The organism is Streptomyces sp. NPDC002076 (genome assembly GCF_053593835.1).
Window position 1 is genome coordinate 24,998 of record NZ_JBSFDI010000036.1, and the last position, 13,534, is coordinate 38,531.

The 13,534-nt window shown below is 71.4% G+C and carries 7 protein-coding genes and 2 pseudogenes; 3 read left to right on the plus strand and 6 right to left on the minus strand.

The annotated features are described in order from the left end of the window. Positions 1–12 precede the first annotated feature (12 nt). The 4 genes from ACWCQS_RS42755 to ACWCQS_RS42770 form a co-directional block, all read right to left on the minus strand. The gene (locus ACWCQS_RS42755; RefSeq protein ID WP_451009527.1) at positions 13–1,374 is read right to left on the minus strand and encodes a S53 family peptidase; all 1,362 of its coding nucleotides are present in this window, start codon (positions 1,372–1,374) and stop codon (positions 13–15) included. 250 nt (positions 1,375–1,624) lie between these two features. Next, positions 1,625–3,070 (minus strand): aldehyde dehydrogenase family protein, encoded by a 1,446-nt coding sequence (locus ACWCQS_RS42760; RefSeq protein WP_451009528.1) that lies wholly within the window; start codon positions 3,068–3,070, stop codon positions 1,625–1,627. Between the two features lie 161 nt (positions 3,071–3,231). After that, the gene (locus ACWCQS_RS42765; RefSeq protein WP_451009529.1) at positions 3,232–4,848 is read right to left on the minus strand and encodes a PucR family transcriptional regulator; all 1,617 of its coding nucleotides are present in this window, start codon (positions 4,846–4,848) and stop codon (positions 3,232–3,234) included. Positions 4,849–4,957: 109 nt separating this feature from the next. After that, positions 4,958–7,384, minus strand: coding sequence for an ATP/GTP-binding protein (locus tag ACWCQS_RS42770; protein ID WP_451009530.1), 2,427 nt, complete (start codon positions 7,382–7,384; stop codon positions 4,958–4,960). Positions 7,385–7,685: 301 nt separating this feature from the next. Here ACWCQS_RS42770 and gabT point away from each other — a divergent pair, with 301 nt between their 5' ends. From gabT to ACWCQS_RS42785, 3 genes and pseudogenes are all read left to right on the plus strand, one after another. Further along, positions 7,686–9,020, plus strand: coding sequence for a 4-aminobutyrate--2-oxoglutarate transaminase (gene gabT / locus ACWCQS_RS42775; RefSeq protein ID WP_388627882.1), 1,335 nt, complete (start codon positions 7,686–7,688; stop codon positions 9,018–9,020). 136 nt (positions 9,021–9,156) lie between these two features. Beyond that, positions 9,157–9,379, plus strand: a pseudogene (locus ACWCQS_RS42780) (phosphatase PAP2 family protein); the annotation flags it as partial. 469 nt (positions 9,380–9,848) lie between these two features. Next, positions 9,849–10,115, plus strand: a pseudogene (locus ACWCQS_RS42785) (phosphatase PAP2 family protein); the annotation flags it as partial. Positions 10,116–10,164: 49 nt separating this feature from the next. Here ACWCQS_RS42785 and ACWCQS_RS42790 read toward each other — a convergent pair. Then, complete coding sequence (locus ACWCQS_RS42790; protein WP_451009531.1) at positions 10,165–12,015, minus strand: chitinase; 1,851 nt, start codon at positions 12,013–12,015, stop codon at positions 10,165–10,167. A gap of 1,179 nt (positions 12,016–13,194) precedes the next feature. Continuing rightward, positions 13,195–13,512 carry a hypothetical protein gene (locus ACWCQS_RS42795; protein ID WP_451009532.1) on the minus strand — a complete coding sequence of 106 codons (318 nt, stop codon included), beginning with the start codon at positions 13,510–13,512 and terminating at the stop codon, positions 13,195–13,197. Between the last annotated feature and the right edge of the window lie 22 nt (positions 13,513–13,534).

Here is a 13,534-nt window from a genome sequence, read left to right on the forward strand (position 1 = left end):
AGACGGCTTCCGTCAGTGCTTGGCGGCGAAAGCCTGCACCAGGCGCAGGGCGTCCAGCGTGCCCACGCCGGTGGCCATGTCGTAGCCGTTGACGGCCTTGTAGCCCTTGACGCCCTGGTAGCTGTTGTCGGTGCCGTCGTTGACGTCGACGATGCCCGGGTTCTTGTGCTTCAGCAGGGTGTAGAGGGCCGGGTTGATGTCGCCCACGCGGTGGCCGGCCGCCTGGTCGGCGAGCGCGACGATGCCCGAGAACAGCGGGCTGGCCTCGCTGGTGCCGCCGGAGACGTCCCAGCCGGTGGCGGTCGGGTCGTAGCTGGAGTACACCCAGGCACCGCCGTTGACCGCGGCGGCCATCGAGATGTCCGGGGTGCCGCGGCGGGTGCCGACGATGTTCTTCACCCCGTCCTGGAAGGCCGGGCGGGTGAACACGTGGGACTGGCCGCCGCCACCCGAGCCGTAGTCGTTGTAGACGCTGTCCGGCTTGACGCGCTCGCCCTTGTCGTTCAGGTGGAGCTGGGTGCCGCCGATGGAGGTGACCAGCGGGTCGGACGACGGCCAGGAGTTGACGCGCTTGTTGTAGTACGTCTTGCCGTCCGTCTTCAGGTCGGTGGCGCCGCCGTCACCGGAGGAGGCGAGCACGGTCACGTGCTTGCGCTGCGCCGCCTCGAAGGCGTACCGGAGCTTCTTGATGCTGGAGAAGTCGCCCTTGTCGAAGCCCGGGAAGGTGTTCTCCGTGGCACCGAAGCTCTGGCTGATGACGTCGCCGACCCCGTGGTCGATCAGGGACTTCTCGGCGGACATCATCTCCGGCAGACCGGTGGTGCCCTCGGTCTCGGAGACCGCCGTCTCCACCAGGACGATCTTCGCGCCGGGCGCCACGGCGTGCGCCATCTCGACGTCCAGCGTGGTCTCGCCGGCCCAGCCCGTCATGTCGGAGTTCTTGGGGTCGAACTTCGGGACGTTGCCCCACTTGACGACCTTGACCTTGGTGCTGGGCAGCCCGAACTGCTTGCTGTAGACGTCCAGGTCGTGCTGGACGGTGGGGGACCCGAAGGAGTCGACGATGACGATCGTCCGCCCCTTGCCGGTGATGCCCTTCTTGTACAGCGGGTTGAGGTCGTACGCCGTCCTGTACTGGAGCGGGTTGTAGCAGTTGATGTGCCATTTCGCCTGGCACTGGGCGATGGGCAGGGGGCTGGCCACGCCGTGGACCAGGGTGTGCCCCGTGATGGCCGGCTGCGCGAAGGTGTGCGGTACGCCGGCGGGCGCGGCGGTGGTGGTGCCGGCCGAGGAAAGGGTCGCCAGTCCTGCGGCGACGAGTGCGGCGGTGGCGGCGGACGCCGCGAGGCCGCGCCCGGTTCGGGCTATGTGCATGTGGTCCCCTGAGTGATCCGGAGACGTCCTGGACAGGACGAGCCTGAGCAGGACGAAGTGGTCAGGCGCATCACATCGGGTGAGTCATGGACAGAACAAGACTCAGGGCAGGACTCTTGAACCGCCGATGCCGAATCCTTTACCAGGGGACAGGAAACAGGGGCAGGAAACAAGGGGCGGGAAACGTGAACGGCCGGTGCCCCCGCACAGTGGGCACCGGCCGTTCTGTTTCCGACCTGTCCGTGGCAGGTCAGAGCGCGAGGCCGGTCAGGACCAGCACGCGCTCGTAGGTGTAGTCCTCCATCGCGAACCGCACGCCTTCGCGGCCCACGCCGGACTGCTTGGCGCCGCCGTACGGCATCTGGTCGGCGCGGTAGGACGGGACGTCGCCGATCACCACGCCGCCGACCTCCAGGGCGCGGTGGGCGCGGAAGGCGACCTGCAGGTCGTGGGTGAACACGCCCGCCTGGAGGCCGTACTTGGAGTTGTTGACCGCGGCGAAGGCCGCCGCCTCGCCGTCCACCTTCTGCACGGTGAGGACGGGCCCGAAGACCTCCTCGCAGGCGAGGGTGACGTCCGCCGGTACGTCGGTGAGGACGGTCGGCGCGTACGAGGCGCCGTCGCGGTCGCCGCCGGTGTGCAGCGTGGCGCCGGCCTCGACCGCCTCCTTCACCCAGGACTCCACACGCTTGGCGGCGTCCTCGCTGACCAGCGGGCCGACGTCCGTCTTGGCGTCGGACGGGTCACCGGTGACCTGGGCCTCGACGGCGGCGACGACACGCGGCAGCAGGCGGTCGTACACCGACGCGTCGGCGATCACGCGCTGCACGGAGATGCAGGACTGGCCGCCCTGGTAGTTGGAGAAGGTCGCGATGCGGGTCGCGGCCCAGTCCAGGTCGGCGTCGGAGGCGTAGTCGCCGAGGACGACCGCGGCTCCGTTGCCGCCCAGCTCCAGCGTGCAGTGCTTGCGCGGCACCGAGTCCATGATCGCGTAGCCGACCTTGTCGGAACCGGTGAAGGAGATGACCGGCAGGCGCTCGTCCTGGACTAGCGCGGGCATGCGGTCGTTGGACACCGGCAGGACCGACCAGGAACCGGCCGGCAGGTCGGTCTCGGCCAGCAGCTCGCCCAGGATCAGGCCGGAGAGCGGGGTGGCCGGGGCGGGCTTGAGCACGATCGGCGCGCCGACGGCGATCGCCGGGGCGACCTTGTGGGCGCACAGGTTCAGCGGGAAGTTGAACGGCGCGATGCCGAGCACGACACCCTTCGGGAAGCGGCGGGTGAGCGCCAGCCGGCCCTGGCCGCCGGCGTCGGTGTCCAGCCGCTGGGCCTCGCCGCCGTTGAACCGCCGGGCCTCCTCGGCGGCGAACCGGAACACGGAGACGGCACGGCCGACCTCGCCCCGGGCCCACTTGATGGGCTTGCCGTTCTCGGCGGAGATCAGCTGGGCGATCTCCTCGGTGCGCTCGGCCAGCCGCTTGCTGACGTGGTCGAGGGCGGCGGCGCGCACGTGGGCCGGGGTGGCGGCGAACTCGTCCCGCACGGCGTACGCGGCGGCCACGGCCTCCTCGACCTGGGCGTCGCTCGGCACGCTGACCTTGCCGACGAGCCGGCCGTCCCACGGGGAGGTGACGTCGAAGCTGTCCTCGCCGGTGACCTGGCGGCCGGCGAGCCAGAAGGCGTGGGTGGAAGTCATTGCGAGTCCCGGCCCTTCCGCGTTGGAGGTGTGCTTGGCTTTCGTGGTCCACGGTAGGGCGGGCCCGGCCGGGGGTCGCTTGTCCGAGTCGTAGCAGTAGCCGGGCCGCGCACTACTGTTTGGACTACTCGCCGCCGATCTGTTTCGACTATCGGTTTCGACTACTCGGGGCTGGTCGCCTTCAGCGCGAGCCACAGCTCCATGCGGACGTCGGGATCGTCCAGGGAGCGCCCGAGGATCTCCTCGACCCGCCGCATCCGGTAACGGAGCGTATGCCGGTGCACCCCCAGGTCCGCGGCGGCGGCGTCCCACTGCCCGTGCCGCGACAGCCACGCCCGCAGCGAGGCGACCAGATCCCCCCGCCCCGTCGCGTCGTGCTCGTGCAGCGCCCGCAGCAACCCGTCGGCGAAGGCCTTCACCGCGTCGTCGGCCAGCAACGGCAGCACGGACCCCGCGGCCAGCTGCTCGTGCTCCACCAGCACCCGCCCCCGCCGCCGCGCCACCGACAACGCCTGCTCGGCCTGCTTGTAGGCGGCCGCGGCGGCGATCGGCCCGGCCGGCGCGGACAGTCCGACCACCAGCTCCTCCTCGTCACCCCCGGCCTGCTCGGGCACCGCCCGCGCGGCCTCCAGCGCCGCCGCGTGACTCGTGCAGGCGGCCACCGCCGCGCCTCCGTCGGCGGCGAGCACCACCAGCCGCTCCCCCTCGGGCACGACCAGCACGGCCTCGCCGGAGCGCGCGGCGGCCGACTCCACGCTCTCCGTCAGCCCGCCCAGCGGATCGCCGCCCGGGCCGGCGGCGGGTGCGGAGGCGTGCGCCCGAGCGGCGGAGCCCGGCACCGACTCGGCGACGATCATCCGGAACGGCGCGTCGAGCAGGCCGCCGTACAGGTCCCCGGCCACGGCCCGGGCGTGGTCGGGCTCTCCGGCGAGAAGCATGCGCAGCACCGCCGTGCCGATGCGCTGCTCGGCCGCGTGCAGGGACCGGGAGCGTTCGGTGGTGAGGGTGAGCAGGGCGATGGCGGAGTGCACGGCGTAGCGTTCGGCGGTGCCGAGGGCCGCGGCGGTGCCTACGGCGAGTGCGGCGCGCGGCCGCCGTCCGGTGCCCAGGGAGTGCAGCTCGACCCGGTCCTCGTGCTCGGGCCCGCCGACGACGGACGACGCCGGCGCGGGCCGCTCCCGCAGCCGCTCGACATCCGCCGTCAGCCGGGCGGCGCGCCGCCCGGCCCACTCGGGCGCGGCGGCGACGACGGAGCCGGAGGCGTCGTACAGGGCGGCCCATCCGTCGACCTGCGCGGCGAGCGCGCCGAGCAGCCCCTCGGGGCCGGCGTTGAGGGCCTGCTTGGTCAGCTCGCGCTGGGCGGCGAACCCCGCCGTGACGGCCCGGTACTGATCGGCGGCGATGGCGGCGGACACGGCCTTGCTGATGGCGAGGAAGGGAGTGCGGCGGGGGACCTCCAGCAGCGGCAGCCCCTCCTGCCGGCAGGCGTCGACGAGGGCCGCCGGGATGTCCTCGTAATTGACCCCGACGGCGAACCCGAGCCCCACGACACCGGCCCCGGCCAGCCGCTTCACATACCGCCGCATGGCCTCCGGGTCCTCCGCGTCCAGCTTGAGCGCGGTGATCAGCAGCAGCTCCCCGCCCTCCATGTACGGCACGGGGTCGGCCAGCTCGCTGACGTGGGCCCAGCGGACGGGCACGTCGAGACGGTCCTCGCCCGCGCGCACGGTCAGCTTCAGCGCGGAGTGGTGGACGAGCGAGGCGAGGGTGGGGGGCATGGGGCCTTCAGGTGACGGGAACCGGGGTCCATCCGGATGGATCATTTGGCCGATCCGTATGAACGACCTACACCGATTCTGCCTCACCGTAACGGTCCCCCGCCGCGCTTCACCCCCTCAGATCCACCAACAACGGCGGCGCGTGCTCACCCCGCACACTCGTCAACGACACCACCGCATGCCCCGCGGGCACCCCATGAGCCAACTCGGACGCCGACCAACGCTCGCGTTCCACCTGCCGGACGGTGACGGCCTCGGTCGTCACCGCCTTGCCGGTCACCAGCTTGCGCAGGGCATGGATGGCGCGTGTCATCGGCTGGTCCGCGAAGACCGTGTGCCGGGCCACGTCCCGGGTCTCCACCCACTGGGTGCCCCAGGCGTCCGCGAACCTGCCGCCGTCCCATGTGGTCACCCCGGAGAACGCCATATGGCAGCCGACGGCCGCGTACAGCGGCCCGTGCAGCGCCTCGGGGACATCACCGACCGTGCGCAGGGCGAGCACCACGCCCGCGTTGCGGGAGCGCAGGCGCTGGATACGGCGGACGGACTCGGCGGTCACCGCGCCGGTGGCATCGTCCAGGACGAGGCAGATGAAGTGGGCCCGTTCACCTGTCGAGGCCACGGCGCCGAACTGAGCGAGGAGCAGCCGGGTGACGATCCGGGACGCCTCCTCGTGTCCGCGGTCGGGCAGGTCGATACGGACGCGCAACGGATGGTGGGCGACGGCGCGCAACGAGAACGGCCGGGCGCTTGCGCCGTCCCCGCCGAAGAACTCGGCGAACGCCGGCCGGTCCAGTACGGCGAGCCGGTCGGCCAGGACCGGCCCGGGATCGCCGGCGCTGCCCGACTGACGGGCACGCGCCTCGAGTTCGCGGCGCATCACGGCGTGCTCGTCCCCGGCGAGCGCGTCACGCAACGCGGCCAGGGCCGAGGAATCGCCTTCGAGAAGCTCCCGCAGCACGGGCAGGGTCGGAAAGCGTCCGTAGGCCGCCCGGTAGGGGCCGAGGAGCTGGGCGAGCGCGGTGACCGAGCGCTGGCCGCTCACGGTGTCCAGGTCGCCGGCCAGCCCCTCCGCCAGGAAGGCGGCCGCCTCGTCGGGGTCGTCGGACTCCGCGTACGGGTCGAGGTCGTGCACGGACCCCGGGTCGCCGAGGCGTACGACCACGTCGTAGGCCGAGTCGGGTCCCAGCGGGGTGCCGGCCGCGCACACAGCCACGACGGCGCACTGTCCGGCCAGTGCCTGCAGGCCGAGCGTCTCCACGACGGGCCGGATCAGGTGGCGTGTCTTGCCGGAGCCCGAGGGCCCGACGGCCAGCAGCGAGGTGCCCAGGGTGTCCGGCGCGAGTGCCGCGCCGGCGCCGCCGTAGGCGAGCGGGGTGCGTTCTCCCGCCACCCACTGCCCGATGCGTACCTGCCCGGCGAGCAGATCATGCCGGGCGGCCCGGCCGGGCAGGTCGCGGTCCCCGGAGGGGTGGGTCCAGGCGGCGGCGCCCTCGCGCAGAACGGTGTCGGTGAAGGAGGACAGCCGGGCCCGGGCACGCGCCACGGTCCACATGTGGCCGACCCTGGCGCAGTCCACGTCGTTCATCCGGCCGGCCTCGACCTCGGCGGTCAGCACGTCCGCGGCCCCGTGCTGACCGGCCTCACGCAGTTCCGGCCACTGCGACGGCCGCCGGTCCACGGCCGGTTCCGCGGCCTCGGCCGTCCTGGCCCGCGCCCGCGCGCCGAGCGCCTCCTTCGCGAGGGGCCACCAGCCGCCGATCCGGGCGAACGGCCACAGCACCAGCAGGCTGATGAGCGTGTACAGCCCGTCCGTGAGCAGCTTCGACGCGAACACGCCGTAGTCGCCGCCGTTGAGCAGGACGATCAGGGAGAACAGCGGATCCTGGACGGGCAGGGCGTCCCAGCCGAGGCCGAACCAGCTCGGGAAGACGAAGGCCAGCGCGATCAGCGCGCCGAGGGCGGCCACGAGGGCGCGAGCGGGTTGTTCGCGCCGGGTGACGAAGTGCCGGATGACGTCGGACCAGCTGCCCAGGCGCGCCATGGCGTAGACGAGGATCGCAAAGAAGACACCGTCGGCGACCGTCTTGACCTCGTGGCCCTGGTAGCCCTTCGGTGATGTGGTGCCGGGCCACCACCAGTCGTCGGGAGTGAGCAGCTTGAGGATGGTCCACTGGTAGGGGAGGCCGCCGTGCCGCCACAGTGACCACAGAAGCAGTCCCGCGGCCAGGGGGACGACGAAGCCGACGATGGTGACGGGGGCCAGGCGCTGTCCCTGGCGTGCGGCCGCGGGCCGGCGGTAGCCGAAGCGCCAGATACCGGGCTCGACGGACGGGCGCGGCTCGTCGAGCCAGTCGGCGAGGGGCGAGCGGGGATGCCGTGGATCGGGGGCGTACCCCGGTTGAGCGGCCGTCGGCGGCACACTGGGTGGCATCGGTGGCATGGGTGGTACGGCGCTGTCCTCGCGTGGTGCCGCTGGGCGGGGTACAGGATTCGCGTGCGTGCCGCGTGCGTCGCGCATGCCGTCGCCGTCCATCGCCCTTGCCCCCTGACCAGCCGTTCCGTCCACCATCAGCGAGCAATCTAACGCCCCGGCAAGGGGAGTTCACCGCTTACGCGGCCGAGAGCACCCGCCGACCGCGCGTACCCCGGCCACGCGGCTATGTCCATCACGGACAACCAGGGTGACCGACAACGCCCACATGGAGCATGCCCACCCCCCACCCCCGGCCCTAGCCTGCGAAGAAAGAGTAGGTAAGCGGCCGAAAACTCACCGCCCCGGACTGTCCGGGACACCAGATCAGACCGCTCGGTACGCAAGATCATCAGGAGCCCCCATGACCGCACTTCCGCAGGAGCGCCGCGTCGTCACCGCCATCCCCGGCCCGAAGTCGCAGGAGCTGCAGGCCCGCCGTACCGCCGCGGTCGCGCAGGGCGTGGGCTCCGTGCTGCCGGTCTTCACCCAGCGCGCGGGCGGCGGGATCATCGAGGACGTCGACGGCAACCGGCTCATCGACTTCGGGTCCGGTATCGCCGTGACCTCCGTCGGTGCCTCCGCCGAGGCCGTCGTACGGCGCGCGAGCGCCCAGCTCGCCGACTTCACCCACACCTGTTTCATGGTCACCCCGTACGAGGGGTACGTGGAGGTCGCGGAGGCGCTCGCCGAGCTGACGCCCGGTGACCACGCCAAGAAGTCCGCGCTGTTCAACTCCGGTGCCGAGGCCGTCGAGAACGCCGTCAAGATCGCGCGTGCCTACACCAAGCGGCAGGCCGTGGTCGTGTTCGACCACGGGTACCACGGCCGGACCAACCTGACCATGGCGCTCACCGCCAAGAACATGCCGTACAAGCACGGGTTCGGGCCGTTCGCGCCCGAGGTGTACCGGGTGCCGGTGGCGTACGCGTACCGCTGGCCGACCGGGCCGGAGAACGCCGGTCCCGAGGCCGCCGCGCAGGCCATCGACCAGATCACCAAGCAGGTCGGCCCGGACAACGTGGCCGCGATCATCATCGAGCCGGTGCTCGGTGAGGGCGGCTTCATCGAGCCGGCCAAGGGCTTCCTCCCGGCGATCCGGCAGTTCGCCGCCGACAACGGGATCGTCTTCGTCGCCGACGAGATCCAGAGCGGCTTCTGCCGGACCGGACAGTGGTTCGCGTGCGAGGACGAGGGGATCGTTCCCGACCTGATCACGACCGCCAAGGGCATCGCCGGTGGGCTTCCGCTCGCCGCCGTGACCGGGCGCGCCGAGATCATGGACGCCGCGCACGCCGGTGGCCTCGGTGGTACGTACGGCGGTAACCCCGTCGCCTGTGCGGGTGCGCTCGGCGCCATCGAGACCATGAAGGAGCTCGACCTCAACGGCAAGGCCAAGCGCATCGAGGAGATCATGAAGGGTCGCCTCACCGCCATGGCCGAGAAGTTCGACGTCATCGGTGACGTGCGTGGGCGCGGCGCGATGATCGCCATCGAGCTGGTCAAGGACCGCACCACCAAGGAGCCGAACCCGGAGGCCACCGCTGCCCTCGCCAAGGCCTGCCACGCCGAGGGTCTGCTGGTCCTGACCTGCGGCACCTACGGCAACGTGCTGCGCTTCCTGCCCCCGCTGGTGATCGGCGAGGACCTCCTGAACGAGGGTCTCGACATCATCGAGCAGGCCTTCGCCCGCATCTGAGGCCGCGCCTCCGAGCGACTGGTCCGCCCCGCTGAGGGGTGCCTGCGGCAGGCCGTGTGAAGAAGGTGTGCGAGGTGGATGGCGGGAGCCGATTCCGTCTGCCCAAGCGGCCCGGCCTGCCGTAGGTTCTACCCAGATGAGAGATACACCCCGCCCACAGGGGACTGTGGGCGATCTCAGGCCGGGGCCTCCCCAGCTTCGACCTGGTCGTGCCCTCGCGCACACAACCGGCGCCTGACGGCTCCGGGATCTCCTCACCGATCGGACGGTCGCCGCCCCAAACCCCCCGGGGCGCGCGACGTTCCGATCCGGACGGCCGCCTCGGAACGACCCCCCCTGTTCCGGGGCGGCCGACCTCCTTCCTTCTTCCGTGAACACCGGTCCGTGAACATCGAAGGGGCCCCGACCACTCCTGCCGAGTGGTCGGGGCCCCTTCACATGGGCTCGTGACTCCGGAGCAGAACGGGCACGAAACTGCAGAATTTCATCCTGCAGGACCATGTGACACGCTCAGGAAACGGAAGCGGACCTGCGAAGCTGGGCACCGTGTCGTCCTCAACCCGCCGCTGCCTGCTCCTCGGTGTCCCGGCCGTCCTCCTCGTCCTGATCACCTGGCAGGTCGTCAGCCACGGCCCGCTGCTGCACCCGGACGCCCGGCTCAGCCGGGCCCTCGTCCACCCGGACCGGTTCTCCGGGCTGCTCTCCCATCTGGGCGACATCCAGGTCGCGGGCCTGGTCCTCGCCACCACGCTCGGCCACGTCGCCGGCCGGGGCCGCAGGGCCGGTACGGCGCGGTGGTGGCTGCCGCCCGCCGCGGCAGCCGTCGCGATGGCGCTGGTCCCGGCGATCGTCATACCGCTCAAGGACTGGACCGCACGGCCGGGGACTCCCGTGGTGCCCCCGACCGTCGGCTATTTCCCCTCCGGGCACACGGCCACGGCGGCGGTCGCCTACGGCTCCGCGACCCTGCTGCTGCTCCCCTGGCTCCGGTCGGCCGTCACCCGCCGGCTCCTGGTGGCCGGCTGCACGCTGCTGGTCCTCGGGGTGTCGTACGGCCTGGTCCGCCACGGCTATCACTGGCCGCTGGACGTGGTGGCCAGCTGGTGCCTGTCCACCGTGCTGCTGACCACGCTGAGCCTGGTCGTCAGCCGAAGTACGCGTCGAAGGTGTCCTGGAACTCCCAGTTCGAGTAGCGGTCCCAGTTCACCGACCACGTCATCAGACCGCGCAGCGCGGGCCAGGTCCCATGAGTCGGATAGGAGCCGCAGTTCGTCCTCTTCGTCAGGCAGTCCAGGGTCCTGGTGACCTCGGAGGGGGCCACATAGCCGTTGCCCGCGTTCGTGGACGCCGGCATGCCGATCGCCACCTGGTCGGGGCGCAGCGGCGGGAAGACGTTGTTCGGGTCGCCCGCGACCGGGAAGCCGGTGAGCAGCATGTCGGTCATGGCGATGTGGAAGTCGGCGCCGCCCATGGAGTGGTACTGGTTGTCCAGGCCCATGATCGGCCCGGAGTTGTAGTCCTGGACGTGCAGGAGCGTGAGGTCGTCGCGCAGCGCGTAGATGACCGGGAGGTACGCCCCGCAGCGCGGGTCCTGGCCGCCCCACTTGCCGGTGCCGTAGTACTGGTAGCCCATCTGCACGAAGAACGTCTCCGGTGCCATCGAGAGCACGAACTTCGACCCGTATTTCGCCTTCAGGGTCTTCAGGGCGGAGATGAGGTTGACGATCGCGGGGGTCGTCGGGTTCTTGAAGTCGGTGTCGCTCGTGTCGAGGGACAGGGAGTGGCCCTCGAAGTCGATGTCGAGGCCGTCGAGGCCGTAGGTGTCGATGATGTTCGAGACCGAGGAGACGAAGGTGTCCCGGGCGGCGGTGGTCGTGAGCTGGACCTGGCCGTTCTGGCCGCCGATGGAGATCAGCACCTTCTTGCCGGCCGCCTGCTTGGCCTTGATCGCGGCCTTGAAGTCGGCGTCGCTCTCCACGTTCGGGCACTCGGTGACCGGGCAGCGGTTGAAGCGGATGTCTCCCGAGGTGGGCGAGGTGGGTTCGCCGAAGGCCAGGTCGACGACGTCCCAGCTGTCGGGTACCTCGGCCAGGCGGGTGTAGCCGGAGCCGTTGGCGAAGCTCGCGTGCAGGTAGCCGACGAGGGCGTGGGTGGGCAGGTCGGCGGAGCCGCCGCCGGTGCCGGTGCCCGCGCTGGTGGTGGCGGTGACGACGGCGGACTTCGCGGACTCGCCGGCGTCGTTGCTCGCGGTGACCTGGAAGCCGTACGCGGTCGAGGCGGACAGCCCGGTCACGGTGGCCGAAGTGCCGCTCACCGTCTGGGACTTGGTCCCGTCGCGGTAGACGGTGTAGCTCGTGGCGCCGCTGACCGCCGACCAGGACAGGGCCACGGAGGACGAGGTGACCGCGGTGGTCCTCAGGCCGGTGGGCGCGGCGGGCGGCTGTCCGGTGCCGCTGCCGGCGGGGCCGACGAGGGAGATGTCGTCGGCGTAGTAGGTGCCCGTGCCGTACCAGCCGTGCGTGTAGACGGTGACCTGCGTGGTGGTCGCGCCGGTGGTGAAGGTGGTGGTCAGCTGCTGCCAGTCGGGGGCGGACTGGGTCCAGGTGGAGACGTCGGTGGTGCCGGTGCCGTTCGCGCCGAGGTAGACGTACGAGCCACGGACGTAACCGGACAGCGTGTACTGCGCGTTGGGCTGGACGGTCACCGTCTGTGTGCACTGGGCGTCGTCACTGCCGGCCGGGGTCGCCCGCAGCGCGGAACTGCCGCTGTGCACGGGCGAGTCGACCGTCGTACCCGACGTGCAGGTCCAGCCGTCGAGACCGGACTCGAATCCGCCGTTCCGCGCGATGTTCGCGTCGGCCGCGCGGGCGGCCGCCGAGAGCGCGGTGATGCCGGGCACGGCCAGCAGGGCGGCCGTGAGGAGGGCGAGGACGGATCTGGGACGTCGTGCGCGCGGGGGGCGTGGGCCGCGTGGGGCAAGGGGGGCGCGTTCCACAAGAGCCTCCGGTGTCGGGGGAGTTGGAGGGTGGAGCGCACTCAACTTGGTCCAGACCAATCCTGTTGTCAAGGTTTCCGGACGCTAGCCGTCCCCGTCCCCTGGGCTCGCTTGGAAACGCCGGATCAGGTGCTCGATCTGGAGGAGGTGGAACTCGCCGTATCCGAACCGCCGAGCGATGCCCTCGCACTGGGCACGATCTCGGCCAGTTCGGCGTCGACGAGTTGCAGGCCAGGGGTGTATGCCGGAGCGACCTGGCGAAGCCGCTCCTCGCACACCTCGGCGATCTCTTCCAGCCATCGGCGTGCGTCGATGCCGGACAGCTCGATGGCCTGCCCCGTCCCATAGCGGCAAAGGCAACGTGGTCACTGACGGTCTCCCGGGCCGTGTGGCTGTGCCACGGACCGGCGAAGCGCGCGGCGAGTCCGGACAGGCCGAAGTCCCCCGAGGCATCCCGCCGCCGGGAGTCGACAGGCGGCCAGCGCACGTCGAGTCCGTCGTGCACGACCGCGAGTGGGTATTCCAGCCGCTCGGCCAAGGCGAGGAACCGGTCGTGGCGTTCCTTTCCGATCTCCGTGCCGGACGCCTTCAGCGCCCGCAGGAAGAGACGGAAGCCGAGATCGGCGTCGGCCTGGACGGCGACCTGCTCCAGGGCGGAGGCCAGGCCCAAAGTTGTGCGGTCCAGGCCGACTGCGTGATCCCGTATCTCCGTTTCGACCGCCCGGCACAGTGCCTCGTCCCGCACCGGCCGTACTGGCGGCAGGACGTAGGAGCGTTGGGCGCGCCGGATGCGGTCCGTGGACAGCTCCGAGAGCTCCGCCAGCCAGGCACGCGTGTCCATCCCGTGGCCTGCCGGGTCGAAGCGTGCCCCGGCTGCTGCCGGCCACACGGTGTGCAGGACCTGTTCGGAGAGGGGCGGGGAGAGCAGACGACGGACGTCCTCCCCAGCTCGACGGCCTCCTCACCGTCCGAACCATCCGCCAGTTCCGCCGCGACGGCGAGCGCCGATGCCCGGTCGCAGGGCACCTGCTCCCCCACCAGGGCGTCCGCTGCAGGTTCAAGTGGCCCGTGCACGATGCAGGGCCGCGGTGTCACTGCTGTTCCCCCACACGCACGAACGCCGGCTCTGCCGAGCCGGCGCGCCGTGCGCGCCCGCTCGGCAGAGCCGTCAGAAACGGCCTAGTCGTAGTTCGGGCCCCAGTCGTACACCCAGTAGTAGCAGTGGTGATCGTGGTCCCAGTAGTAGTGCCAGTGGTCGTGGTGCTCCCACTGGTCCCCATCGTGGTCGTCCCAGTAGTCCCCGTCGTGATGGTCGTGCCGGGGAGTCATGGAGACCGCGGACGCCGGGTGCATCGGCGCCGCCGTGGCGGCCGCCGCCGGCAGCATGACGCCTCCGGCGACGACGGCGGCGGAGGCCACCGCCGTCGCCAGGCCGGCCAGGCGGCGCCTGGACCGGCTGTCGTCGTGCTTGCGGGTGACGCGAGTGATGAGACTCATGATCTTCTCCTGCTGATCCGGT

Coding starts and splice junctions, on each gene's coding strand:
- ACWCQS_RS42755 (WP_451009527.1), bottom strand. CDS start 1,374: ATGCACATAGCCCGAACCGGGCGCGGCCTCGCGGCGTCCGCCGCCACC.
- ACWCQS_RS42760 (WP_451009528.1), bottom strand. CDS start 3,070: ATGACTTCCACCCACGCCTTCTGGCTCGCCGGCCGCCAGGTCACCGGC.
- ACWCQS_RS42765 (WP_451009529.1), bottom strand. CDS start 4,848: ATGCCCCCCACCCTCGCCTCGCTCGTCCACCACTCCGCGCTGAAGCTG.
- ACWCQS_RS42770 (WP_451009530.1), bottom strand. CDS start 7,384: ATGGACGGCGACGGCATGCGCGACGCACGCGGCACGCACGCGAATCCT.
- gabT (WP_388627882.1), top strand. CDS start 7,686: ATGACCGCACTTCCGCAGGAGCGCCGCGTCGTCACCGCCATCCCCGGC.
- ACWCQS_RS42795 (WP_451009532.1), bottom strand. CDS start 13,512: ATGAGTCTCATCACTCGCGTCACCCGCAAGCACGACGACAGCCGGTCC.